Source organism: Chryseobacterium sp. JV274 (assembly GCF_903969135.1).
Classification (GTDB): domain Bacteria; phylum Bacteroidota; class Bacteroidia; order Flavobacteriales; family Weeksellaceae; genus Chryseobacterium.
The window spans coordinates 2,274,064-2,300,164 of the sequence record NZ_LR824569.1 but is presented as its reverse complement, the minus strand read 5'-3'; the positions used below and the strand labels follow the sequence as shown (position 1 = coordinate 2,300,164).

The 26,101-nt window shown below is 36.2% G+C and carries 16 protein-coding genes; 11 read left to right on the top strand and 5 right to left on the bottom strand.

Annotation, left to right across the window (positions count from 1 at the left end):
* Positions 1 to 10: 10 nt before the first annotated feature.
* Both CHRYMOREF3P_RS10610 and CHRYMOREF3P_RS10605 read right to left on the bottom strand, forming a co-directional pair.
* The gene (locus CHRYMOREF3P_RS10610) at positions 11 to 2,398 is read right to left on the bottom strand and encodes a M1 family metallopeptidase (RefSeq protein ID WP_180564581.1); all 2,388 of its coding nucleotides are present in this window, start codon (positions 2,396 to 2,398) and stop codon (positions 11 to 13) included.
* A 67-nt stretch (positions 2,399 to 2,465) separates the two neighbouring features.
* Positions 2,466 to 3,044 carry a HupE/UreJ family protein gene (locus CHRYMOREF3P_RS10605; protein ID WP_180564580.1) on the bottom strand — a complete coding sequence of 193 codons (579 nt, stop codon included), beginning with the start codon at positions 3,042 to 3,044 and terminating at the stop codon, positions 2,466 to 2,468.
* Between the two features lie 150 nt (positions 3,045 to 3,194).
* Here CHRYMOREF3P_RS10605 and CHRYMOREF3P_RS10600 point away from each other — a divergent pair, with 150 nt between their 5' ends.
* From CHRYMOREF3P_RS10600 to CHRYMOREF3P_RS10590, 3 genes are all read left to right on the top strand, one after another.
* Positions 3,195 to 6,413 carry a S8/S53 family peptidase gene (locus CHRYMOREF3P_RS10600; protein ID WP_180564579.1) on the top strand — a complete coding sequence of 1,073 codons (3,219 nt, stop codon included), beginning with the start codon at positions 3,195 to 3,197 and terminating at the stop codon, positions 6,411 to 6,413.
* A gap of 81 nt (positions 6,414 to 6,494) precedes the next feature.
* Entirely contained in the window at positions 6,495 to 7,010 is a 516-nt protein-coding gene (locus CHRYMOREF3P_RS10595; protein WP_180564578.1) for a DUF6702 family protein, read from the top strand.
* Between the two features lie 126 nt (positions 7,011 to 7,136).
* On the top strand, positions 7,137 to 8,099 hold the full coding sequence (locus tag CHRYMOREF3P_RS10590; RefSeq protein WP_077418963.1) for a phosphatase PAP2 family protein: 963 nt from the start codon (positions 7,137 to 7,139) through the stop codon (positions 8,097 to 8,099).
* Here the strand turns inward: CHRYMOREF3P_RS10590 and CHRYMOREF3P_RS10585 are convergent.
* Both CHRYMOREF3P_RS10585 and radA read right to left on the bottom strand, forming a co-directional pair.
* On the bottom strand, positions 8,096 to 8,689 hold the full coding sequence (locus CHRYMOREF3P_RS10585; protein ID WP_180564577.1) for an ACP phosphodiesterase: 594 nt from the start codon (positions 8,687 to 8,689) through the stop codon (positions 8,096 to 8,098). The genes CHRYMOREF3P_RS10590 and CHRYMOREF3P_RS10585 overlap by 4 nt on opposite strands.
* Positions 8,690 to 8,804: 115 nt before the next feature.
* Positions 8,805 to 10,154 (bottom strand): DNA repair protein RadA, encoded by a 1,350-nt coding sequence (gene radA, locus CHRYMOREF3P_RS10580; RefSeq protein ID WP_077418965.1) that lies wholly within the window; start codon positions 10,152 to 10,154, stop codon positions 8,805 to 8,807.
* A gap of 137 nt (positions 10,155 to 10,291) precedes the next feature.
* On the opposite strand from radA, the gene CHRYMOREF3P_RS10575 reads away from it, so the two are divergent.
* The 3 genes from CHRYMOREF3P_RS10575 to yidC all read left to right on the top strand — a co-directional run bounded on the left by CHRYMOREF3P_RS10575 (position 10,292) and on the right by yidC (position 14,761).
* Positions 10,292 to 10,861 carry a YceI family protein gene (locus CHRYMOREF3P_RS10575; RefSeq protein ID WP_077418966.1) on the top strand — a complete coding sequence of 190 codons (570 nt, stop codon included), beginning with the start codon at positions 10,292 to 10,294 and terminating at the stop codon, positions 10,859 to 10,861.
* Between the two features lie 314 nt (positions 10,862 to 11,175).
* Positions 11,176 to 12,783 carry a CTP synthase gene (locus tag CHRYMOREF3P_RS10570; RefSeq protein ID WP_047386234.1) on the top strand — a complete coding sequence of 536 codons (1,608 nt, stop codon included), beginning with the start codon at positions 11,176 to 11,178 and terminating at the stop codon, positions 12,781 to 12,783.
* A 178-nt stretch (positions 12,784 to 12,961) separates the two neighbouring features.
* Complete coding sequence (gene yidC / locus CHRYMOREF3P_RS10565) at positions 12,962 to 14,761, top strand: membrane protein insertase YidC (protein WP_077418967.1); 1,800 nt, start codon at positions 12,962 to 12,964, stop codon at positions 14,759 to 14,761.
* Between the two features lie 128 nt (positions 14,762 to 14,889).
* Here the strand turns inward: yidC and CHRYMOREF3P_RS10560 are convergent, their stop codons facing one another.
* Positions 14,890 to 15,474 carry a ribonuclease HII gene (locus CHRYMOREF3P_RS10560; protein WP_180564576.1) on the bottom strand — a complete coding sequence of 195 codons (585 nt, stop codon included), beginning with the start codon at positions 15,472 to 15,474 and terminating at the stop codon, positions 14,890 to 14,892.
* A 554-nt stretch (positions 15,475 to 16,028) separates the two neighbouring features.
* Here CHRYMOREF3P_RS10560 and CHRYMOREF3P_RS10555 point away from each other — a divergent pair.
* The 5 genes from CHRYMOREF3P_RS10555 (at position 16,029) to CHRYMOREF3P_RS10535 (ending at position 26,051) form a co-directional block, all read left to right on the top strand.
* Positions 16,029 to 19,052, top strand: coding sequence for a SusC/RagA family TonB-linked outer membrane protein (locus CHRYMOREF3P_RS10555; RefSeq protein WP_180564575.1), 3,024 nt, complete (start codon positions 16,029 to 16,031; stop codon positions 19,050 to 19,052).
* A gap of 8 nt (positions 19,053 to 19,060) precedes the next feature.
* Positions 19,061 to 20,713, top strand: a complete 1,653-nt coding sequence (locus tag CHRYMOREF3P_RS10550; protein WP_180564574.1) for a SusD/RagB family nutrient-binding outer membrane lipoprotein — start codon at positions 19,061 to 19,063, stop codon at positions 20,711 to 20,713.
* Positions 20,714 to 21,120: 407 nt separating this feature from the next.
* Positions 21,121 to 24,078, top strand: coding sequence for a SusC/RagA family TonB-linked outer membrane protein (locus CHRYMOREF3P_RS10545; protein WP_180564573.1), 2,958 nt, complete (start codon positions 21,121 to 21,123; stop codon positions 24,076 to 24,078).
* A gap of 3 nt (positions 24,079 to 24,081) precedes the next feature.
* The gene (locus CHRYMOREF3P_RS10540) at positions 24,082 to 25,542 is read left to right on the top strand and encodes a SusD/RagB family nutrient-binding outer membrane lipoprotein (RefSeq protein WP_180564572.1); all 1,461 of its coding nucleotides are present in this window, start codon (positions 24,082 to 24,084) and stop codon (positions 25,540 to 25,542) included.
* Between the two features lie 59 nt (positions 25,543 to 25,601).
* Positions 25,602 to 26,051, top strand: a complete 450-nt coding sequence (locus tag CHRYMOREF3P_RS10535; protein ID WP_180564571.1) for a lipocalin family protein — start codon at positions 25,602 to 25,604, stop codon at positions 26,049 to 26,051.
* Positions 26,052 to 26,101: the final 50 nt, after the last annotated feature.

Below are 26,101 nucleotides of genomic sequence, written 5' to 3'. Positions count from 1 at the left end.
TTTTTGGTTTTTAACTCTTTCCTGCGGCCTGCATTGGATTCACCTTTCCGGTTGAGCCACCTCTCACAGGTCCTCCTTCCTGTTTTTGTTTAAAGAGTTGGAATTTTGAAGTTTCAGTACCGGATCCGGTGCTGCTCCAGAGATTATTCGTGGTATCAATATCAGCAGTTTCTCTCATTGGGTCAAGCTGAATAGATTTTACTTTCTTTTCAAAATAATACGTCTTGGAAACCTTTTGCTCATTCAGTCTCCAGATCTGTGCTGCAGATTTATCATACACTTTGGAACCATCTTCAAAAGTGAACTCAAGAATGATAGGCATTACCAGTCCGCCTTTGTTTACAAAATCGATCTGATATCCTGTAATATTTTTGAACTTCTCTTTATCCTTTGCATCTAAAGGAAGACCAGCCTCTGTTTTGATGACATATTCCTTGTTATTGTCTACCTTTTCCTGGCCTCTGTCATATTTATAATAGAAATCCTGTGCAGCTTTGTCAGTATCTACATAGAATTTAATATTCTTATCTTCTCTGTTTCTGATTTTTGAAAGATCTTCAAAACTGTTCACCAATGGTTTTTCAACCTGATATTTCACTTCAGCAGCAGCTTTAGGATCGGTCTCTAGATTGGGAACGACTACCGTTACTTTATCAATAGCAATATCTACAGGATCTGTACCGTAGAACCAGCCTCTCCAGAACCAGTCAAGATCTTCACCACTGGCATCTTCCATTGTACGGAATAAATCTGCAGGTTCAGGATGTTTAAAAGCCCATCTTTTAGCATATGTTTTAAAAGCTTTGTCGAAAAGCTCTCTTCCCATGATCGTTTCACGAAGAATATTCAATCCTGTTGCAGGTTTTGAATACGCGTTCGGGCCATATTGAACAATATTTTCAGAGTTGCTCATGATAGGCTCCAGCTGATCTTTCGGTAGTTTCATATAATCTACGATCGTCCAGGCCGGTCCTCTTTTGGAAGGAAATTTATTATCCCATTTTTCTTCAGTAAGATATTCTGTAAACGTGTTCAGACCTTCATCCATCCATGCCCACTGTCTTTCATCAGAATTGATGATCATTGGGAAGAAGTTGTGCCCCACTTCATGAATAATTACTCCAAGCATTCCGTTTTTGGTCCCTTCCGAATACGTTCCGTCTTTCTCAGTTCTTCCGAAATTGAAACAGATCATCGGATATTCCATCCCGTTGGCAGCTTCTACAGACTGCGCTACAGGATATGGATAAGGAATGGTAAATTCTGAATAGGTTTTAATGGTATGAGCAACCGCTTTTGTGGAAAACTTTCTGTAAAGACCGTAAGATTCTTTTGGATAGAAACTCATTGCCATTACTTTATTATTGTTTTCAGGAATTGTTACACGCATTCCGTCCCAGACAAATTTTCTCGAAGAAGTCCATGCAAAATCACGAACATCCTTCGCTTCAAAAATCCATGTTTTTCTTTGTTTTGAATGATTTTTTTCTGCTTTCTTAGCTTCATCCAATGTTACGATTTCGATAGGTTCAGAGGCATTTTCAGCTTTTCTATATCTTGACAGCTGATCAGGCGTTAATACCTGATCGTAATTTTTACATTCTCCGGTTCCGCCTACAATATGATCGGAAGGAACATTCATTGAAACTTTAAAATCTCCGAAAACCAGTGCAAATTCACCTCTTCCGGTAAACTGATGGTTTTGCCAGCCCTGGAAGTCACTGTATACACACATTCTGGGATACCATTGGGTCATCGTATACAGATCGTTTCCGTCTTCAGGGAAGTTTTCGTAACCGCCACGGCCTCCCATTTTCATTCTGTTGGAGATATTGTAGTTCCAGTCTACTTTGAAAACGAATTTTTCACCCTTTTTCAAAACTTTAGGAAGATCGATACGCATCATGGTTTTGTTGACCGTATACTTCAAAGCACTACCTGAAGCATCTGTTACTTTTTCAAGACTCACGCCGTAACCATTATCTTTTACTGGAAGTTCAGTTGCCTTAAGCTGCTGGTCGGTCGTTGAAGGACGAAGAACGGATGAAGTATCATACCCGGCATTTCTGATGCTTGAATGTTCGTTTTCATCTAGCTGCAGCCAAATATAATCCAGATCATCAGGAGAATTGTTGTAGTAAGTCACCGTTTCTGAACCTTTCAGATTTCTTTTATCCTCATCCAGATAGGCAGTAATGTTATAGTCGGCTCTGTTTTGCCAGTATCCGTGTCCCGGAGCTCCTGAAGCCGTTCTGTAAATGTTGGGTGTTGGAAGAATTGTTCCCAGTTGTTCAAACTTGTTGCCATGGTTGCTGCCCGGGTTATTCTGAATATTTTGTGCGGTGAAACCTGTATATGCAAATACAGAAAATGAAAGTATAATAACTTTTAGTTTCATAACCGAAATGATTTATTGATGATCAAAGATAGTAATAAGCTCTTGAAATAATGAAAATATTTAACTTTTAAAAAGGAATTCTTTCCAAAGTCATTTTTAAGGATAAAGCAAATACCCCGGAAGAAACGAAGAGTATCCAGTCTTTTTTATTCACTTTGAAAAGATTGAGTGAAATAAACAGGAGGAGTAAGATGGCAGCAACAATTACAATCTGCCCAAGTTCCAAACCAATATTGAATCCCAGCAGAGGTAAAGCAATACTTTGACTTTTCGCTATCATTACTCTTGCAGTATTGGCAAATCCCATTCCATGGACCAGGCCAAAGATCAGAGCAAGGTAGTAATTGGCCCTCATCAAGGTCTGTTTCTGATTTTTCATAATGATATTATCCAATGATGTCAGGACAATCGTTAGAGGAATTAAAAACTCAACCCAGTCAGACGGAACTCTGAAGACATCCAGAATACTTAAAGCTAACGTAATGGAATGTCCGATTGTAAATGCGGTGACAAGGATCAGTATTTTTTTCCAGTCACTGTAAGAATAAACAGCAATTAAAGCCAGAACAAATAGCTGATGATCTAAGGCATCCAAAGAAATGATATGTTCCCATCCAAGGTTTAAATAAAAAAGAAAATCCTGCATTTTGGTTAAAAAATTTATATTTTAAATATTTTGTTAAAATGTTATTAATTTTGTTATTTGATTTAGTTTTTACGCTTTTTGTTTGTTAATTGTTGATCTTATTTTTGATTTAAATAAAAATTGTATAATTGTATTGCTTAAAAATGAAATATGGATATTAAAAAATTATTTTTTACAAAAGTAAGCATTTCACACGGAGGATCGAAGCTTCTGAGAAATGCAACAGCAGCCTTTTTAGGATTGTATTCCTATGCTTTTTACGGGCAGGTACAGAAACTGGACTCCCGATTTGACATTTTATTGAAAAATAAAGAAAGTATTGCCAATGGGAGAGCGGTTAAAGAACTTGAACGCCCGGATATGAAACTTGATCAACATCTGGTGGTGACTTCAAAAGGAGCACAAACAATGTATTCATGTATTATTTATACTAAAGAGCCGGAAAAACTGAAAGCAGACGGTTTCATTATTCAGAGCCAGCTGCCAGCCTTTTCTACCGCTTTAGTTACCATTGAAGATATTGAAAGACTTGTGCAGCTTCCGTATGTAACATCTGTAATGGGGCCGGCATTTGATGAGCTTCATAATGATGTGAGCAGAGCCCAGTCCGGAGCAAGCCTTTTGCAGGATGGAGTTTTCAATAATACGGTTTATAATGGCACCGGTGTTTTGGTAGGAATTTATGACAGTGGAATAGACTGGAAACATCCGGACTTCAGAAAAGCTAATGACCAGACCAAAAGCAGAATTGTTTCGATCTGGGATCAGACATTAACGGCACAATCTGGAGAAACTACTCCTACAGGATTTTCAACAGGTGTAGAATATACAAGAGCACAGATTGAAGATGAGCTGGATGGAACGCCGGTAGGATTTGTTCGTGAAAATGATACCAACGGACATGGAACCCATGTTTCAGGTACAGCTGCTGGAAATGGTGCAGCTTTTACAGATAAAAGGCATAAAGGATTTTCATCTGATGCAGATATTGTATTTGTAAAAGGGGGAAATGGTTCTTTTCCTACAACAAATACCATTAATGCCTTAACCTATTTCAAAAACGTAGCAACGGCACTTAATAAACCTATCGTTGTCAATATGAGTATTGGCGGCCAGGGAACGGCTCATGACGGAACATCCAGTCATGAAGTGGCTGTTAATAATTTTACAGCATCAGGACCTGGTAGAGTGGTGGTTATTTCTGCCGGAAATGATTACGGAGCTAACCTTCACAGAAAAGTGGATATTGCAGCTGGTGCGGCACAGACGTATAACTTTACAGTAGCAAGCAATACTTCCGCAACTTCAGTGTTTTCATTCATTATGTATGCCAATGATAATACCGCTGTTACAGCAAAACTGACTACTCCCGATGGACAACAATATACACAGAATATAAGTACGACTACCGCTCACACCATATTGGGAGGAGGCCTTACAGCAACTATGTATAACTATTGGGGAAATGATAACAACAAAAGATACGTACAGTTAGTCGTAACCAGAACCTCCGGAACGACCAATGTTCAGGGAAATTATACATTGGAAATTACCAATAATGGAGCGCAGCAAATAACAACCCATGGCTGGCTGTACAGCCAGGGAGTGCAAACCACATTGCAAAACGGGGATAATGAATATATTGTAGGAAGTCCAGGGAATTCTTCCAATGCGATTACAGTAGCTTCATACATGGGAAGAGCCAGCTGGTATAGTGGAACAAGCGGCTATTTCACACTTACTCCGCAGGAGTCTATATCTTCATTTAGCGGACAGGGACCAAGAACAGATGGTTTTCAAAAACCTGATATTGCTGCTTCTGGCCAGAATGTGATTTCATCAAGATCAGGTGATTCTGCTCCTGGTACTACAGATATTATTGCAGGAACCAATTATTATGTAAAAAACCAGGGAACAAGTATGTCTTCACCCGGTGTAGCAGGAGCTGTAGGATTATTGCTGCAGGCCAATCCGGCATTAACTGCAGCCCAGGTAAAAACACGCCTTACCTCTAATGCAAGAATGGACGGAGCAACGGGAACTGTACCCAACATGAGATGGGGATATGGTAAACTGGACATTTACAAGGCAGTGACTGATGAGCTGGGATGTGTAAAATCTAATTTTGAGACGGTAGGGTATGATGAACCTTATATTATTGCCAATACAGAATCTAATTATTATTTTGATAATATAGCCCTTGCTGTCAGATATACACCAACCCTGACAGGAAAATTGGGAGGATTTTCATTATTAACAGGAACTTCGCTTCCTTCTGACATTCCGGTAGATATTCAAATCAGAAAAGTGGATGCGAATGGGAATCCCGGAGATATTATAGCCACTAAAACCATTACTTCATGGCTTAATAATGTGCAGAGATTTACCTGGAATTACGTGAATCTTTCGGATCTGAATGTACAAACGGTAACCGGAAAAGAATTTTATGTTGTCGTAAACGGTTTAGGGGGAAGAATTGCCGTGAAAGCTGAGAATGCAGTAGTCAACAACAGATCCAAGACGTCTACAGATGGTACAACATGGACTTCCAGAACATTCGATCTCAAAATGAGAGCTGTAGTCTATGAGAATGTTGCTGAAGTGAAGAACTTAGCAACATCCAATCAAACTAAAGCAAGCACAGTAGCCAATGGGTATAACTATTTTACCAATGCCTGCCAGCTTATCTCCAGAGTTGAAAAAGAAACTGCGAGTACTGTAACAGGAAATACAACATCAAAGGTATGGGTAGATAATGCACAGCCAAACTATGTTGCAAGAAGATATGAAATAAATCCGGATACGAATGCAGTCACTGCAACCGGAAAAGTAACTTTATACTTTAAACAGAGTGATTTTGACGCTTATAATCTGACCAACGGAGTGAAATTACCTACTTCCCCTACAGATGTTGCCAATAAAGCCAACCTTCTTATTGAAAAATATACAGGAACAAGTACTACGGGTACAGTAGCTTCTTTTGGAGGAACTGCTACAATTATTACACCTGATATTACAAATATTATCTGGAATGATACCTACCAATACTGGGAAGTGAGCTTCCAGACGACAGGTTTTGGCGGATACTTTGTGAAAACAGGGACTACATTAGGAACAGCAGATATTAAGGTGAACTCAGAAGTAAATATCACTCCGAATCCTGCAAAAGATTTTGTGAATGTAGCATTAGGCAGACATTCTAAAGGAGTGGTAACCATTTATGATGCATCAGGAAAACTGGTTAAAACCGTAAATGTAAATACCAATGCCGGTAAAATTGATGTTTCAGAACTGGTAAGAGGAACTTATCTGTTCACCATTGTACTGGATGATAACACAAAAATTACGAAAAAAGTAATTAAACAATAAATCTTCATCAATCAATTATTATCAGAAGCAGCAGTTTTTATAACTGCTGCTTTTTTTATATTTGCTGTAAAAATAGAATTCATGTCGGGTAAGCTTTTTTTTGGATTTTTTTTATTCGTAACCTTGGTATTTCAGAGTTTTACGGGTGATGAAGTTTTTCATCCCTATCATGTAGGCTCTGTGGAAATTAATTATAATTCAAAATCCAGAACATTTGAAGTGACCGGGCGATTCTTCCTAGATGATATGGAAAACGGATTGGGAAAAAAATATGGGGGATCTTTTCATTTTAATGATGAAAAATACAAAGTAAAATTGAATGAGGCCCTGCAAAAATACTGTTCGGAATATTTCAAATTAAAAGCAGATAACAAATTTTTGAAAGTAAACTATATTGGTTATGAAGAAGATCAGGAATCTGTAGATATATTTCTCGAATCTGAACCTGTAGCCACACCTAAAAAAGTGGAAACTGCGGTAAGTTTTCTGTACAACCTTTTCGATGATCAGATCAATATCGTTCACATCATTGTAAAAGGAGAAAGGAAAAGTGAGAAGATGACGTATCCCAACCGTTATTTATTTAAGCAATTTTAATTCGATTTGTTTTTGCATTTAAAATTATAATCGAAATCATTAATCATCGTTATTTATTTTAAAAACTTTTCATTTAACATAAAATAATATTAATTAGATAGTTTTGCGTCTTGTTTTTATTAGGTTATGAAGAGAAGAAAAGCGCTTACTGTATTTGCCATATTAATTTCTTTCACATTGTTTGCCCAACAGGACAGTCTCATTGTTAATAATGCTTCTGACAGTCTTATTGCAGACAAAGATTCGATATCACTTTTACATTTGGATGAAACTGATCCACAGTATTCTTTCACAAAGAATAGGAACAGGAAAAATGATATTTGGGGACATTTTAAATATGATCTTGTGACAATGGCGGGAGGTTTTGGGAATGCTTTTACGCGTCCTTTATCCTGGGAGAAGAAAGATTATATTAGATTAGGAGCTACTGTTGCTACTGTAGGAATGATATACCTTGCAGATGAAGACATCAGCCGTGCCTTTATCAGAAATAGGGAAAATGTGCCTAATGTTTTAAAAAAATTCGGGTGGTATTTTGGGAGTCCACAGATCAATTATGGTATTACGGGTGCCGTGTATGTAACGGGTCTTTTGATTAATAATGAAAAGCTGAGAAGAACAGGAGTTCTGATGATTACAGCAGCAAGTGCAACAGGAGCTATTCAGCAAATTTCAAAATCGGCAACGGGAAGAGCCAGACCGGGAGCCGGACTTGGAAAACACTTCTTCAAACCATACGGAAGAGATGCCAATTTCAGGAGCTTTCCATCCGGACATACTGTGCTTTCCATCACAACGAGCTATGCATTATCCAAACAATTTGAAAATCCATGGGTAAAAGGTGGAATTTTAGCTGTAGGGTCTGTTGTTCCGGTTTCAAGATTGCTTGAAGGGGCTCATTGGTTTTCTGATGTTACTTTAAGTGCTATTATGAGTATTGCCATTGTTGAAGGGATCGATAAATTTATGAAAAGAAAGGAAAAATACGAAGAGGATAAAAAATATAACCTTAAACAGCAAAATAAAAATAAAATTGCATGGGATATTAATGCGGGACCTTTAGGAATAGGGTTTGTGGGACGCTTTTAATTCTCCAGTTGTAATAATGAATTAATTCCTTTTGTGTGTTCCAGCAGGTCAGGAAAAAAATCATCATAACATTGCTGAAGATGATCCTTATTCTTTAAAAAAGCTTCAAAAACAGGAATATCTTTATCCAGATATTTTGCTTTATTGAGCACATTCTGAATACTGAATTTAATTCCCCAGTCTTCACGGTAATTATAAAGCCAGTCATCCTGTTCCATTTTAACCAGCATTTTTTTTAAATTTTCAGGCAGCCATTGTTCATGGGCATTCAAAGCGCTGTAAACCTTAAGAGAATGGGCTTTCCATTCTGTCAGAGAATTAAGGGAAAGGTCTCTTGCCACAAAGTGATCCATTGAGACATCTACAAATGCACCGGCATACAATCTTACCAAAGGAGCAAATACTTTTTTAGCTTCATGAATCGCGGGATGGGAGTCTGTATAAGTATCAATAGCCCTGTGCATGGTAATTCCGTCCTGAATATCTTTCGGGAAAGAAAAACGATCCCTGTTGCGGATAAAATCTTCGAGAAACTGACCAACGATCTGTCCGTCGGTAAAAGAAAGAAAAGAATGCGCCAGATAATTCATAACTTAAAGGTATGAATTAAAAGTGAATCGTGAATTGTGAATCCGCTTCGCTCGTGAATTTTTTATTTACATCCCCATTGACCATTGACTTGCGCAGCAAAATTGACCATTCATATTAGAAAAGCCTCTCATGAAAATCCTCAATCTTACTTACTTCTTCGATCTTTATCCCAAATTTTCTTTTCGGAATTTTATTAAGATTGGACACAAATATTTTTTCATAACCAAGCTTTTCAGCCTCAGTAATTCTTTGTTCCACCTGTGCTACAGGACGTATTTCACCACTTAATCCGATTTCTCCGGCAAAGCAGTAATGTTCTGAGATGGCGATATCCTCATTGGATGAAAGAACAGAAGCTACCACTGCCAGATCCAGTGCCGGATCGTCTGTTTTTATTCCTCCGGTAATATTCAGGAAAACGTCTTTAGCTCCCAATTGAAAACCTGCTCTTTTTTCCAGTACAGCCAAAAGCATATTCAGCCTCTTGGAATCAAACCCGGTGGAACTTCTTTGAGGAGTACCATAAACGGCAGTACTTACCAATGCCTGAATCTCCAGAAGCATAGGCCGGTTTCCCTCCAGAGTTACCGCAACGGAGTTCCCGGAAAGTTCTTCAAATTTCTTGGTGATCAGAATTTCAGAAGGATTTTTAATTTCTTTCAATCCCTGAGAAACCATTTCATAGATACCAATCTCAGAAGTAGATCCAAAACGGTTTTTATTAGCTCTCAGCAATCTGAAAAGGTGATTTCGGTCCCCATCAAAGTTCAAAACCACATCCACCATATGTTCCAGGACTTTTGGTCCGGCAATCTGACCATCTTTGGTGATGTGTCCTACAAGAAAAACAGGCGTATTATTTTCTTTGGCATATTTGATGATTTCATTGGAGCATTCCCGGATTTGGGAAACTGTTCCCGGAGAACTTTCTATCAGTTGAGACTGCAGAGTCTGAATAGAGTCAATAATCATAAAATCCGGTTCTAGTTTTTTTGCCTCATGAAGAATTTTTTCCAATGATGTCTCAGTAAAAAGGAAGCAGTTAGGATTTTGAATATCCGTAAGCCTGTCTGCTCTCATTTTAATCTGAGAAGCACTTTCCTCCCCCGAAACATAGAAGATTTTTTTCTTCATTTTTAAAGCAAGCTGAAGCAGAAGGGTAGACTTCCCAATTCCCGGTTCACCACCAATCAACGTAACGGAACCTAAAACAATTCCACCTCCTAAAACGCGGTTCAGTTCATCTGAAGGAGTTTTTATTCTCGGCTCTTCACTCGTTACCACTTCAACAATATTGATTACATGTTGTTTGGTTTTTGAGAAAGGGGGAGTTTTATGAGAAGGTTTTTCAACCACTTCTTCCACCAGAGAGTTCCATTCTCCACAGTTTTTACATTGTCCGAGCCATTGTGGATATTGTGTTCCGCAGTTTTGACAGAAATATGCTGTTTTCAGTTTTGCCATACTGCGAAGTTATAAAAAAGCATTTTTCTTTCAGAATCTAAATGGATTTAATATTAAAAATTAATCCATTCGCAGTAGAAATATCTTTCATATCTTAGCTTCATTCAATTAAAATATTAATGTAAAATATAATTACAATGAAAAAAGTATTTTTATCTTTCGTATTTGCGTTTTTAAGTGTTGTGGCGTTTGCACAGGGAACCTGGCAGGTGGACCAGATGCATTCATCGGTCAATTTTAATATCAAGCACATGGGAATTAGTTTTGTGCAGGGAAGATTTGATAAATTTGACGGAAAAGCGGCGACTAGTGGTGCCAATCTTGATAATGCCGATTTAAACTTTTCAATCAGTGTTCCTACCATTAATACGGGAGTAGACATGAGAGACAGACATCTCATAAGCGAAGAGTTTTTTGATGTTGCTAAATATCCTACTATTGAATTTAAAAGTTCTTCTGTTACAAAAGATAAAAACAACAATTATATCGTAAAAGGGAAACTGACTATGAAAGGGGTAGAAAAAGAAATCAGTGCTCCAGCTACATTCGGTGGAATTACAAAAAATAAAGACGGAAAAGAAATCATGGGAATTCAGACGAAATTTACAGTAAACCGTCTGGATTACGGAATCAAGTATGACCCTACAGGAGCTGGGATTGCGAAAGATGTTGAAGTAACGGCTTACTTTGAATTGGTTAAGCAATAACATTGTAAAATATAAAAGATAGAAAGGTTTTCCGTTCCATGGAAAACCTTTTTTGTTTATAAAAGCTGATATAATATTTGTGTTATCTTCGAAGTTGGAGAGAGGATTAAAAATATTTTAACTTGAAATAAATTCACTGTTAGTTTATAAACGGAAATCATAGTGGCTATAGCTTTGTTTCATTTGCTTATATCAAATATAGATAAAAATTTTTATCAGGTTTTATAATTGTTTGAGTGGTGTTTTTGAATTTTCAAAATGTAAATAATTGCTTTGTATCTCTTTTTCCCATAACTTTGCACAAACCTAATCTAATGAGTAAAAAGAATACAAAGTACATCTTTGTGACAGGAGGTGTAACTTCATCTTTGGGAAAGGGAATCGTTTCTGCTTCTCTGGGACTTCTACTAAAATCACGCGGCTTTAATGTAACGATCCAAAAATTAGATCCTTATATCAATATCGACCCAGGAACTTTGAATCCTTATGAGCACGGAGAGTGTTATGTAACTGAAGATGGTGCGGAGACGGATCTGGATTTAGGCCACTACGAGCGTTACCTTGATGCTCCTACATCCCAAAACAACAACGTTACTACAGGAAAAATTTATCAGACTGTAATTGAAAAAGAAAGAAAAGGAGATTTCCTTGGAAAAACAGTTCAGGTAATTCCTCATATTACTAACGAAATCAAACGTAGAATAAAAATCCTTTCAAAACAGAATTACGATATCATCATTACGGAAATCGGAGGAACTGTAGGGGATATTGAATCTTTGCCATACATTGAAACTGTTCGTCAGTTGAAATGGGAATTGGGAGAGCGTAATTCTATGGTGATTCACCTTACTTTACTGCCTTATCTGGCTTCAAGTGGAGAATTAAAAACCAAACCATCCCAGCACTCCGTTCGTCAATTGATGGAAAGCGGAATTATGGCAGATGTTTTAGTTTGCAGAACAGAACATAAAATTCCTAAAGATCAGAGAGCAAAGCTGGCTCAATTTTGTAACGTTGCTTTAGAAAACGTTATTGAGTGTAAAGATTTGGAAACGATCTATGAAGTTCCTATGTATCTTCAGAAACAAAACTTTGATGATGTAGTATTGAAAGAACTGGATCTGAAAAGTGATAAAACAGCTGATCTTAAAGACTGGAAGAACTTCCTTAAGAAATTCCAGAATCCTAAGAAAACAGTTGAGATTGCATTGGTTGGAAAATATATTTCCCTTCAGGATTCCTATATTTCTATTGCTGAAGCTTTCAAACACGCGGGTGCTGACCTTGAAACTGAAGTAAAAGTAAGATGGGTATACAGTGGAGATATCACAGAGGAAAATATTAAAGATACTTTGAAAGGAGTGAATGGTATCCTTGTGGCTCCTGGCTTTGGAGACAGAGGGATTGAAGGAAAAGTTCTTACAGCAAAATATGCAAGAGAAAATAAAATTCCAATGTTGGGAATCTGTTTAGGAATGCAGATCATGACTGTTGAATTTGCAAGAAATGTTTTAGGACATACAAAAGCGAATTCAGTAGAATTTGATACAGCAACTCCGGATCCTGTGATCTCATTAATGGAGGAACAGAAAAATGTAATTGATAAAGGAGGAACAATGCGTCTTGGAGCTTGGAAATGTTCTTTGAAAAACGGTTCTAAACTATTTGATATCTACGGAAGCAAAAATATTTCTGAAAGACACCGTCACCGTTATGAATTCAACAGTGATTATCTTCAGGAATTTGAGAAAAATGGTTTCCTTGCTACAGGTACAAACCCTGAAACAGGCTTGGTAGAAGCGCTTGAGCTTCCTGATCACCCATTCTATGTAGGAGTTCAGTATCACCCGGAATATAAGAGTACGGTAGCAACACCGCATCCTTTATTCAGAGCTTTCATCAAGGCTTGCGAAAAGAAATAAGGTAATATTTTATCATAAACGTCTATACATAAACTCAAGCTGATTATTCTCAGCTTGAGTTTATTATATAGTAACATCGTAAAGCATAGAGTTTTGATAAAAAAACAGTATTTTTGTCAGCTCAAAATTATGTACGTTACAGGTACATCCTAAGTTTAAAATTTTAATATAAAATAAAATGCAACAAAACAACGGAATCGATAAGAAACAAATGATTAGTTTCGCGGTTTTATGCCTGGTTCTCTTCGGTTTTATGTTCTATTTCCAGAACAAACAAGCAAAAGAAGAGGAGTTAAAAGCTCAGCAGCAGAAAACGGAACAGGTAAAAAATGCCGTAAAGCAAACTCAGGCAAACAATATCAATCCAAATGTAACTCCTAACTCCATCCAGACTGCAAGTCTTGGGAATAATGAACTGAAACTTGAATTTTCAAGCTTAGGAGGACAGGTTTCCAAAGTAGAGCTTTTAAAATATAAAGCATACAACCACAAAACAGACAATGCAGATCAACCACTTTATCTGATTACTAAAAATAATTCAAACTATGGTTTTCAGTTTAAAGACAAAACAGGAAAGATTGTTAATACTAAAGATTTAGTTTTCTCACCTTCTGTTAATGGAAATGCTGTAACCTTAACTGCAGATTATAATGGTGCTGTAATTCAATTCATTTACACGCTACTTCCAAAATACACTCTTGATTTTAAAGTAAGAACTCAGGGGCTTTCCAAAATTACTTCAGACAATAAAGCTGATTTTATCTGGGACTATAATGTAAGAAACCTAGAGAAAGGTAGAGCTCAAGAGCAGTCTCACTCAGAATTCTCGTATGCATTCAATAATTATAAAGACTATGATTATGATGGAAGAACGACAATGGAAGAGGAAAAGGAAACTCTTAACTGGATTGGTGTAAAGCAGCAGTTTTTTACTTCAGTAATTGAAGCTAAAAACGGATTTACTCAGAGCAAAGGAAATCAGGAAAATGTTGAAGAAGGAGAATATTTGAAGAAACTCAACTATGAAGGTTTTGTTCAGATGACAGGAAGTGAGCTGAACCAGGATTTCACATGGTATTTTATGCCATTGGATTTACCATTGCTTAAATCCTATGATAAAAACTTTGATGAAATTCTTCCGTTAGGTTGGTCATTCATTGGAGCAATGAACCGTTACTTCTTCATGTGGCTGTATAGCATTATTGCTGCGTGGGGATTATCAGCAGGTTGGGTGATTTTTGTAATGACAATTATTGTGAAATTGATCCTGTCGCCAATTATGTATAAGCAGCATAAATTGAGTGCGATGATGAAGGTGATCCGTCCGGAAATTGATGAAGCGAATGCTAAATTTAAGGATGCGGATCCAATGAAGAAGCAGCAGGCTACGATGGAGATCTATAGAAAAGCAGGAGTGAATCAGATGGCGGGATGTTTGCCGGCATTGGTACAGATTCCGATCTTTTATGCTTTATTCCGTTTCTTCCCGAACTTTATTGATCTTAGAGGACAAGGGTTCTGGTTTGCAAAAGATTTAACGGCTTATGATGATTTGATCAAGCTTCCGTTTAAAGTTCCTTTCCTTGGAGATCACTTAAGTATTTTTGCATTAGCTTGTACAGTTGTTATCTTGATATATACTGTCATGACTTCAGGGAATATGCAGCAGCCTCAGCAGGAAGGAATGCCAAATATGAAGGTTTTAATGTATATCTTCCCGATTACATTCCTATTCTTCCTTAATACATCAGCTTCAGGTCTTTCCTGGTATTATTTTGTATCGAATGCGATTAACATCTTAATTATCCTGGTGATTAAATACGTGATTCTGGATGAAAAGAAAATTCACGCTCAGATTCAGTCTAACAAGGAAAAACCGAAAGCAGAAGGTAAGTTCCAGAAGAGAATGAGAGAAATGATGGAGAAAGCTCAGGAGCAGCAAAAAACTCAGGAACAGCAAAAAAATAAGAAGAAATAATTCTTTAATTATAATAAAAAAAGAGAAGCAATTAGACATTGCTTCTCTTTTTTTATTTGAATTTTATTTAGAATGATTTCAAATTTTTGATCTTGGCATGAGAATTTAATAATTGAGAATGAGTTATTTCAATCATATTTCAGTCTGAAAGATTGTCTGTGATGAGATGTCGGGCCATACTTTATAAGAGCTTCCTGATGCTTTTTTGTAGCATAGCCAAAATTAGTATCCCAACCATATTGAGGATGTTCTTCATGGAGCTGGATCATTAATTTATCCCTATAGTTTTTAGCAAGAATTGATGCTGCTGCAATAGATAAAACCTTAGAGTCGCCTTTAATAATACACTGATGTGGAATGTAATTATAAGGATGGAATTTGTTTCCATCTACCAGAATAAGCTCTGGAATTACGGTAAGTTTATCCAATGCCCGATGCATGGCGTGAATGCTTGCATTAAGAATATTATGTTCATCAATAAACGAAGGAGGAAGTTCTGATATGGCGTAATCTTTCACATTGTCTTTAATATAACTATCAAGGTCCATTCGGGTTTTGAACGTTAATTTTTTTGAATCATTCACCAGGTTTTGTTTGAAATCATCATCCAGTATTACCGCCGCTGCCACTACCGGGCCGCTTAAGCATCCTCTTCCCACTTCATCACATCCAGCCTCGATATAAAGGTTCGACCAGTTTTTTATTAGCTCCATATTTATCTAAATGACAGATGCAAAATTAAAAAAACAAATATAATTTAATCTATTATTTGACTGGATGATTTTTGCTAATGTATAATGATATGATAAGGGCATTTTTTTATGGATGATTTTTAAATATCTGATATTGATGTTTTTTGTTAAAAAGGGTTATTTTTTTGATAATTATACTATTATTTTTGATTCTTGATGTTTTTTTATATTTTTTTAACGAAAAGTAAAATATGTATGATTTGATGATACTTTATTGTTATTGTTTATTTTTTGAATTTATCTCATGATTATTTGTTTGATTTGATTTTTTGTATGGTTGTTTTGTTTATTTTATGTAAAAATCATCAATTTAATTTTTTATTGTATTTTTTTGAATAATGTAGTCTGATTATTCTTTAGTATTTGTTAAAATTTTTATTTTTAATAAATATTAATATTTTATTTTCGATATTTTTTGATAATAATTGAAATTTTTATATTTTTTTAAGAAAATGCTTTGTGTTTTTAAGAAAGTTTTACAAATTTGTAGCCTGTAAAAAATAATTGAATTTGATATGAAGAAATTAACTGCGAGTGTATTTGCGGTTGTGCTATCATCCTCATTTGTGATGATGTCCGCCCAAAACACGAAGGATACTCTAAAAACCAAAAATATTGAGGAAATAGTTGTTACTGGTGCCTTGGGTATTAAGAAAAAAGCCGACGCTGTTACAAATGCGCAGCAGATAGTAAACACTAAAGAACTAAATCAGGCTGCTGCTCCAGGAGCTGTTCAGGCATTAACAGGAAAAGTGTCTGGACTACAAATTACCAACACAAACAGTTCTGTTGATCCAACTTTTAAAATTATTTTGAGAGGATCAAAATCAATTACGGGTAACAACCAGGCTTTAGTTGTTATTGATAATGTGATTTCAGATGCTACCGTTCTTAACTCTTTACCTCCGGAAATCATTCAGAGTGTGAATGTTATTAAAGGATTACAGGGAGCTGCTTTGTACGGTTCTCAAGGGGTTAACGGAGCGATTATTGTTACAACTAAAAGAGGTACAAAATCAGAAAAAATTCAAATTAATCTAACTTCTGCCGTTGAAGTTACGCAAGGATTTAAATATCCTCTTGTACAGAAAAAATACGGAAAAGGAGTTCAGGATGACAGTTATAGTGATGTTGATTACGGTGGTACTAACTATGTGCCATGGGAAAATATGTCTTGGGGACCTGCATACGACTATCCGGGATTCGGAGGTACATTGGTTCCAAGTGGTTTGCCACAAGCTGACGGCTCATTTATTTATGAAAGATTTTCTCCTGTAAAAGATCACTTCTCAAAATTCTTCACCAACGGTGTTAGTTTCCAGAATGGTGTAAGTGTAAATGCAGGTGGTTCTGATGGCTATGCATTCATGTCGATCAACAGACTTGATAACACGTTTGTTGTAGACGGAGATAAAATGAGACAAAATAACTTCTTATTCAAAGGAGGGAAAAAGCTTGGAAAACTAAGAATTGATGGTCAGTTCAATTATATCGGTAGATTAGTTAATAAGACTGATTCTGATTTATATGATAATATTTTACAAATGCCATCTACCAATGATATCAGAAATTATAGAAATTCTGGAATCGGAGGATACCTTACAGCTTATTCTACAAACCCGTACTGGATTGCACAGCATTCAAGATATAATACAAACAGAGATTATTTAAACGGGATATTGTCGTTGCAATATGAGATTAATAAAAATATCAATATTAGTTATACAGGGAACTTAAACCTTACTACAACTAAGCAGGATAACTGGAATGATGGCTCTACAGGGACTATTCGTTATGCTAATACTGGAGTTCCTTTCTTGGATAGTCATACCTTAAATCAGTTTGGATCTCCGGATGTTACAGGTTATTACTTCAGCAGAATATATAATGACAGAAAGTATTATGGAGATTTAATGGTGAATTTTGATTATGATTTAACATCAGATCTAAATTTGAAATTTAATATTGGTAACAACATCCAGGACGGTTATTCTACTGCAAGAACAAATGGAGGAACTGGACTGTTTATTCCAGGTTGGTATAATTATAATAACGTATCTAATCCATCTCAATATGGAAATACCGACCTTCAAGCAGATGGTGGGTATATGGATAATTATACTACCAGAAGCAGAGTATTTGCAGGATTTGTAAACATGGATTTAGCATATAAAGACTATTTATTCTTAAATGGGACTTTCAGATATGAAAAAAATTCACTTTACACTAAAAATAGCAGGGACCCGCTAACAAATAATAGATTGACTGATAATAAAGGTTACGGTTATTATTCAGTTGGGGTATCTTTCATTCCGACTAAAGCTTTTGATTTTGGAGGGGATGTACTAAACTATATGAAAATTGCTCCGAGTTTTACAAAAGTAGGAAACTCAACTGGTATTAATGCATTTAATACCAATCCTGTAGGTAATATTGCTACAGGATATCCTTTCGGATCAATGCCATCTTATATTTTGTCTACTGCGATTACTAATCCTAATATTAAGCCTGAGTTTGTAAATACTTTTGATTTAAATGTCGCTTTAGGATTCTTTAAAGATAGAATTACTTTAGAGGGGTCTGTTTATCAGTCTACTACCCAGGATTTGATTAGTAGTATTACTCCTTCAAACACTACTGGTTTGTCTTCTTACAGAGATAATATTGGTAAGTCTAGAATGAGAGGATTTGAAGTTGATTTAGGAATTACTCCAATTAAAACACAAGACATTACTTGGAATCTTCACGCGGGTTATGCAATGTCTAGAACAAAATTATTAGAACTAAACAGTGGTGCAGAAAGAGTACCTATCTTGACTTATACGACTCCTTCTGTTGGTTTGGCTGCAGTAGTTGGTGAGAACTTCTATTCAATTGTTGGAACAACTTATCAAAGAGATCCAAATGGTAACATCATTGTAAACTCCAATGGAGTACCATTAGTGGATTCTTCAACAAAAGTATTAGGAAGTTTGAATCCTGATTACACGATGACATTTAATACTTCTTTTAAATATAAAGCGTTTACCCTATCAGCTGTAGCTGATTACCGCAAAGGAGGTAAGTTTGTATCGTTTTCAAAAAGATTGTTAGCATTTACAGGAGCACTTGAAGAAACGGCAAGCCAGGACAGAACTCAAGGGTATATTGTACCAGGCTCAGTACAGCTTGTTAATGGTTCATATGTTCCAAACTCAACACCAGCGTATGGTGCTGATTATAATGGTGCAACAACATATTGGTCAGGCTCAATCTACAGAAACGTTGGGGAAAATCTTGTTGTAGATGCAACAGCATTTAAAGTAAGAGAGATTGCAATATCTTATGATGTTCCAAAGTCTGTTTTAAATTCTACCTTCGTCAATAGCCTTAGTTTGAGTTTATATGCAAGAAACCCAATTATTATTTATTCTAAAGATAATAGAAACTTTGCTGATCCAGAAACGGCAAGTAGTAATGATAATGCTTCGGGGATTGCATTAACAACCCAGTATCCTACAACAAGAACTTTTGGTTTTAAAATTAACGCAACTTTTTAATTAAGAAAATGAAAAATAAATTATATATAATTGCATTGTCAAGTTTATTACTTGGATCTGTTTCATGTAGTGATTATCTTGATATTAATGAAAATCCGGATAAAATTGCTGCAAATAACCTAGCACCTAACTTTGTTTTTCCGGGGGCTGTTACAAACAGTTATTATGTGCAGGCAAGAAGATTGAATCTTTTCGCAGGAATAATGATGAATAGTGTTGCGGGAAATTCTTATTCTTACGGAACACCTTTTGTAGATGAGTATTCTCCAAATATAACGAGTGCATTCTATGCTGATATTTGGGATCAGTTATTCAGAAACGTATCTAACTTCCAGTTTGTTATAGATTATACTGATCCAACAGGAGAGTATACTCAATATAAAGCAATGTCTAAGATCATGAAAGCTTATTATGTTCAGACATTAACAGATTTATGGGGAGATATGCCATATTCTGAAGCGTTCAAAAGGGAATTAAATCTGACTCCTAAATATGATAAAGGAGAAGATATTTATAAAGCTTCCATTGCGGATATAGAAAGTGCCATCCAAATGATTGATTCAAATCAAGGATCTAACCCTGGTACCTCTGATGTTGTTTTTAAAGGCTCAATGAGCAGCTGGAAAGCTTTCGCAAATACTTTGAAGCTAAGATATCTTATCAGAATGTCTAATGTTACAGGAGATTTAGCGACTTATAGGGACCAAAAATTAGCAACTTTGCAGGGGGCTACATTTAGTGCTGCTGATGTTACCGTGAATCCTGGATATTCTTCAGGTTCTGATGCTCAGCAAAACCCATGGATGAACTATAATGTTTATAACAGTTCAGGAGCTCAGCCTCAAAACTGGACATTAGTAGTACCTTCTGAACATATCTCTATTGCTTTAAATGGTAATGCTGTGCATTTAGAAGGGCAGGCTACAGCTCCCGATACTAGAAGCGTATATCAGAAGTTTAACGGAATTGTTGACGGAAGAAGAGGTAGAATCTTTACATTGGTTGCAACCAAAGATAATGCAGGAATCTCTACCAGCAACGTTGAAGGAGTAAGACAAGGTGCCACTCCTGGACAGCCAGGTGCTCCGTCACTTAGATCGGTTTCTAGAGCTGGTGATGGTTTAATTGCGGGATCTCAAACAATCATTGCTACAGATCCTGCTGGAAGAAAAGCTGAATTAATTCAGAAAGGTTCTTCAAAAGCTGGTGTTCTAATGACAAAAGCTGAAACAGAATTTTTATTAGCTGAAGCTGCTTTACGTTATCCTTCACAGTTCTCTGGTGCTCAATCTCACTTCCAGGCTGGTATCACTGCATCTTATACTTATCTAGGTGCATCTGGTGCTGCAGCTTATATTACAAGTGTAAATGCTGTGCCAAAATTAGGTTGGGCTGGTACTGATACTAATAAGATGGAGGCAATCATGACTCAAAAATGGATTGCTTTAACAGGAATCAATCCTGAACAGTCTTATTTCGATTATACAAGAACGTCTTATCCGGAAACTCCGTTACCTACAATCTCACTTAAAGCTGTTAAGCCTAACAGATTGTTGTATCCAAACTCCGAATATCAATCTAACGTCAACAATGTTCCAAACATGGCGGCTGATGATGTTTTTGCTAAAAATAAGTTTACCCCATTCTGGGCTAGAAACTAATTCTTATAATACAATTTTAATATATTTTACCGCCTTCGGGCGGTTTTTTTTGTTTTAAGATGTAATGTTTCTTTAAATTTAAAAATATGTCTAGCATAATATCTGTGCTGGATATTTGTGCTTTTTATGTTTTTGCGGTTTTCAAGTTGTTGACATTCAAATTGTTTAATCGATTTTGTTTGTGATTTAATATAGATATTATCAATTTAAATGATTGTTATTATTTCTTAAATGAAATTAACAATTAAGTAATTTGTTTTTGTTAAATATTTTGTTTTTAACTAATTTTAATACTTTATTTTCTATTTTTTTTCTAAAATATTGAATAGATTGTAATTTTTTTAAATTTTGCTTTGTGGTATTAAGAAAGTTTTACAAATTTGTAATGTCACAAAAATTAATTTGATATGAAGAAACTAACAGCAAGTCTTCTTGTTTTAGTACTGTCATCTTCCATAGCTGTTGCTAACGCCCAGCAAAAGAATGATACTATTAAAACAAAAGAAATTGAGGGGGTGGTTGTTACCGCACTCGGGATTAAAAGAGAGAAAAAATCTCTTGGTTATGCTTCTGAAGAAGTAAAAGCTGCGGAATTAACCGGTGGAACGACCAATACTGGTAACGTAGCATCTCTTCTTTCAGGAAAAGTGGCCGGATTACAGGTAAATACAAACAACAACTTTGGCGGATCTGCTAACCTTTTGATCAGAGGATATAAATCCTTATCAGGAGGATCTCCACTTATTGTAATTGATGGTTCACCAGTTAATAATAATACCGTAACCGGGTCTACATTTGATTATGGTAACTTTCTTTCAGACATCAACCAGGAAGATATTGAATCTGTAAACGTACTGAAGGGTGCTGCTGCATCTGCTTTGTACGGCGAAAGAGGAAGCGATGGGGTAATCCTGATTGTAACTAAAAGTGGAAGGGGTAATAACGACGGAAGTTGGGGTGTTACTCTAAACTCAGGAATTACAGCCGGATTTATTGATAAATCTACTTTCCCTACTTACCAAACCAAATATGGAGCAGGATATGGAGGACAAGCATGGAACGAAGATCCTGGACCTGGAGGTTACAATTATGCCAACTTTGTAGATGATGCCTCTTATGGACCGGCATTTAATCCTAACCAATTGGTTTACCAATGGGATTCATTTGATCCCTCTTCTCCAAACTATGGAAAAGCTACACCTTGGGTTGCCGCGAAAAACGGACCCATTAAATTCTTTGAAACACCAGTCACTTATATTAATACAATTACCATTGAAAAAGGAAATAAAACTTCAAACCTTTCCTTATCATATTCCAATATGCTTTCCAATGGTTTGATGCCTAATTCAGAGCTGAGAAAAAATACAATTTCAGCGAAATTTAACCATGATTTCACAGATAAGCTCCATGCTTCTGTCTTTACCACTTTAACTTTACAAGATACGAGAGGGCGTAATGAAACGGGCTATTCAGATAATATTGTTTCTGGTTTCAGACAGTGGTGGCAGACCAACGTAGATGTGTTGGCATTAAGAGATGCTTATGCTAACAACGGAAACAGTAACTTTTCGTGGAACAGATCTAGCGCTGCAGATGGAACTCCTCAGTATTGGAATAACCCCTATTTCCAGAGATATCAGAATTATCAGTCTGATGACAGAACCAGAATATTCAGTTATGCTCAGTTGAAATACGATGTTTCTAAGAACTTCGGAATTACAGGGAAATTATCTTATGATGATTTACAGATGGTTGTAGAAGAAAGATTAATGAATGGATCATTGCCTCAGGCGTTTGGTGCATCTGGGCTTAATGTAAGTTCGGGATATGCAAGAACCAATGTGAAAAACACTGAGATCAACTTTGATTTATTTGCTAACTATAAATTTGATATTACTTCAGACCTAAGTGTTAGTGGAATTGCAGGGGGGAACGTTAGAAGAAATCTTGTTGACAATATTTTTATGAGCACAGAAGGAGGTTTGTCTAAGCCAGGTCTGTTTGCGATATCAAACTCAATAAGAACAATCCTTCCTCCTGATGAAAACTATGCAAAATGGGTTACTTCGAGTTTATATGCTACAGCATCTTTTGGATATAAAAACTTCTTATTTGTAGATGGTACTTATCGTGTAGACCAGTCTTCCAACTTGCCAAAAGGAAATAACAGCTATGGATATCCTTCCGTTACCGGTGCTGTTATTCTATCAGAATTTGTAAAACAACCTTGGTTAAGCTTCTGGAAATTGAGAGCAAACTACGCTGAAGTAGGTTCTTCTACCAATAATTTCAGATTAGTAAATACCTTCAAAGCAAGAGGAGAAGGATTATTCGATCAGCCTTACTTCCTTGCCAATCCAAACTTAAAACCTCAGAGATCTAAGGAAACTGAATTCGGTATGGAGGCTCAGTTTTTCAAAAACAGATTAGGTTTTGATGTTGCAATCTATAAAACAAGAACATTTGACCAGATCATCAACTTACCGGTTTCTTCTGCAACAGGATATAGAACATTCCTTGTAAACGCAGGACAGATTGATAATAAAGGTGTTGAAGTACAGTTAAACGGTACTCCATTTAAAACAGATAATTTTACATGGGATGTTAACGTGAACTGGTCTAAAAACGAAAATAAAGTTATTGCATTAAATGGTGATTCTCAGAATTACTTAATGGCAAGTTATCAGGGAGGAGTCTCCCTTAACGCACGAGTTGGAGAATCTTTTGGAGCTTTAGTAGGATCAGATTATGTATACAATGCTAATGGGGATAGAGTAATAGACCCTGCAACAGGTCGTTATTTAAGAAATAATAATCAGGTTATTGGTAATATCACTCCAGATTGGGTAGGAGGTATCAGAAACAGCTTCCGTTATAAAGATTTTACCGTAAGTTTCCTTATTGATGTGAAAAAAGGCGGGGACGTATTCTCTACCGATATGTATTACGGATTGGCAACTGGTCTTTACGCAGAAACTGCTGACTACAGAGAAGGAGGATTTGTGCATCCGGGAGTTAATCCAAATGGAAATGTAAATACAACACCTGCGATCAATCCTGGATCTTTTGGTAACGTTGACGGATATAGAAGAATGCCGAATAAAAGATTTGTGTATGATGCATCTTACGTAAAATTGAGAGAGGCAAGTATAGGATATAGTCTTCCTAAATCAATTCTTGCCAATACTTCTATTCGTGATGCAAAAATTTCAATTGTAGGTAGAAACCTTTGGATTATCCACAAAAACTTACCGTATGCAGATCCGGAAGCGGGTACAGGGAATGGTTTAGGGGCTAAAGGTAATTCTATCGGAGTGTTACCTACTACTCGTGATATTGGAATAGATTTAACTTTAAAATTCTAGAAAATGAAAAAATTATTTTTAATTATAGGTTTAGCTTCATTAGCGTTAACATTTACATCGTGTGAAAGAGACATCACTTCACTGAATGAAGATACTAAACACCCAACTGAAGTTCCATCAGGAGTACTTTTTGCCAGTGCTGAACATGCACTTCTTGATCAGTTACTGTCTGCTAATGTAAACCGTAACATTACCAGGTTTTTTACACAGCAGTGGTCAGAAACGACTTACACTGATGAGACTAATTACGATATGGTGACAAGACCAATTCCAAGAAATCACTATAATCGTATGATGGCATCTGCATCAGCAACCATTAACTCTCCGGGAGTATTATCTGCACTAAGAGATGCAAGAAGATTTCTTGAGAGTGAAGGCGTAGATGCTGTTACCAAAAACAATAATATTGCCATGATTGAATTGGTAAATGTGTATGCATGGGCTAATTTAGTGGACACCTACGGAGATATTCCTTATTTTGGAGCATTAAAAGCTACAGCTGAAAATCCGGGAAGTGCAGAAATTCCTTATGATGATGCTAAAACAGTATATCTGGATCTTATTAAAAGAATTGATGCTGCAATCGCTATGATTAATACTTCCGGTAGTGGATATACTAATGATTTGATCTACAAAGGAGATATGAACAAATGGAAAAAAATGGGTAATTCATTGAAGTTCAGAATGGCAGTAACTTTAGCAGATTCTGATCCGGCTTTGGCTAAAACTTATGCAGAAGCTGCTTACACCGCTGGATTATTAACTGAAAAAGCAGATAATTTCGGATTGCAGACTTTCCCATCAGGATTATTGTCAAACCCTGTTTATCAGGACGTAATTCAATCTGGTAGAAATGACTTTGTTCCGTCTGATGTCCTTGTAGATTTCATGAATACTACATCTGACCCGAGAAGAGCAACATGGTTTACAAAGGTTGCTGGTGCTTATGTTGGTGGAGTATATGGTGATCAGAATGTTTTCAATGATTACTCTCACTTTACAAACGTTATTTCAGGTGAAAATGCACAAGGCTTCTTATTAGATTATTCTGAAATTCAATTCTTAAGAACTGAAGCTGCCGCGAGAGGCTTTAGTGTTGGAGATACTGCTGCTAATTTATATACAGCTGCTATTACCGCATCAATGACTGAGTACGGTATAGATGCTCCTACAGCAAATGCATTTATTGCAGCAAACCCATATAACGCTGCCAATTGGAAAAAATCTGTTGGGGAGCAGGCATGGATAGCGATGTTCAATAAAGGATTCCAGGCATGGAATTTTGCAAGAAGATTAGACTTCCCTGTATTTCAAAATCCAGGAGGTTCTGTAGTAGAATCAGTACCGGTAAGAATGAAATATTCTGACCAGGAATACCTTCTTAATGCTAAGAATGTAAATGCTGCCGCTTCAAAAATTGGAGGTGATAAAGTATCAACAAAACTGTTTTGGGATAAATTTTAATTTAAATAATAATAATTCTTCAGGCCAGTTTATGGCTTGAAGAATATAAAAACTTTGATATGAGATTTTTTATAGGAATTCTTCTTTTAATGAGTATTGCATCGTGTTCCAATGATGATGATCGTGCAGTTGTAAATGAAGATGTAAGTATTAATGGAAGCTGGAAACCATATAAGTATGAATTTAAAGGTAAAGATATAATGCTGACTGATTGCGAAAAGAAAGGAATCATATTTATAAATCAGGATTTCTCAGGATCTTATGAAAGATATGATGTTTCTTCTTCTTCCGGAAATTGTAATTTGTTTGATTCCTTTGGAGGAAAATGGACCTTTGATAAAATGTATCAGACATTAACTCTTACCTATACAGAAGCTGGAGTTTCCAAAACATTGAAAAAGGAAATAGATTCCTATTCTACTACTGAACTCAGAATTAATGACAACAGCAAAAACTTGGATAATACACCAGGGAATGACGAGGCTGTCCTTGTTTTCAGAAAAGAATAAATATTTTTTTACCTATAAAACCGCCTTCGGGCGGTTTTTTTATTTCCGTA

Bases quoted from the DNA above. Each gene is read 5' to 3' on its own strand.
- yidC (WP_077418967.1), top strand. From the start codon at position 12,962: ATGCAACAAAACAACGGAATCGATAAGAAACAAATGATTAGTTTCGCG.
- CHRYMOREF3P_RS10605 (WP_180564580.1), bottom strand. From the start codon at position 3,044: ATGCAGGATTTTCTTTTTTATTTAAACCTTGGATGGGAACATATCATT.
- radA (WP_077418965.1), bottom strand. From the start codon at position 10,154: ATGGCAAAACTGAAAACAGCATATTTCTGTCAAAACTGCGGAACACAA.
- CHRYMOREF3P_RS10535 (WP_180564571.1), top strand. From the start codon at position 25,602: ATGAGATTTTTTATAGGAATTCTTCTTTTAATGAGTATTGCATCGTGT.
- CHRYMOREF3P_RS10540 (WP_180564572.1), top strand. From the start codon at position 24,082: ATGAAAAAATTATTTTTAATTATAGGTTTAGCTTCATTAGCGTTAACA.
- CHRYMOREF3P_RS10555 (WP_180564575.1), top strand. From the start codon at position 16,029: ATGAAGAAATTAACTGCGAGTGTATTTGCGGTTGTGCTATCATCCTCA.
- CHRYMOREF3P_RS10545 (WP_180564573.1), top strand. From the start codon at position 21,121: ATGAAGAAACTAACAGCAAGTCTTCTTGTTTTAGTACTGTCATCTTCC.
- CHRYMOREF3P_RS10600 (WP_180564579.1), top strand. From the start codon at position 3,195: ATGGATATTAAAAAATTATTTTTTACAAAAGTAAGCATTTCACACGGA.
- CHRYMOREF3P_RS10595 (WP_180564578.1), top strand. From the start codon at position 6,495: ATGTCGGGTAAGCTTTTTTTTGGATTTTTTTTATTCGTAACCTTGGTA.
- CHRYMOREF3P_RS10575 (WP_077418966.1), top strand. From the start codon at position 10,292: ATGAAAAAAGTATTTTTATCTTTCGTATTTGCGTTTTTAAGTGTTGTG.
- CHRYMOREF3P_RS10570 (WP_047386234.1), top strand. From the start codon at position 11,176: ATGAGTAAAAAGAATACAAAGTACATCTTTGTGACAGGAGGTGTAACT.
- CHRYMOREF3P_RS10585 (WP_180564577.1), bottom strand. From the start codon at position 8,689: ATGAATTATCTGGCGCATTCTTTTCTTTCTTTTACCGACGGACAGATC.
- CHRYMOREF3P_RS10560 (WP_180564576.1), bottom strand. From the start codon at position 15,474: ATGGAGCTAATAAAAAACTGGTCGAACCTTTATATCGAGGCTGGATGT.
- CHRYMOREF3P_RS10590 (WP_077418963.1), top strand. From the start codon at position 7,137: ATGAAGAGAAGAAAAGCGCTTACTGTATTTGCCATATTAATTTCTTTC.
- CHRYMOREF3P_RS10550 (WP_180564574.1), top strand. From the start codon at position 19,061: ATGAAAAATAAATTATATATAATTGCATTGTCAAGTTTATTACTTGGA.
- CHRYMOREF3P_RS10610 (WP_180564581.1), bottom strand. From the start codon at position 2,398: ATGAAACTAAAAGTTATTATACTTTCATTTTCTGTATTTGCATATACA.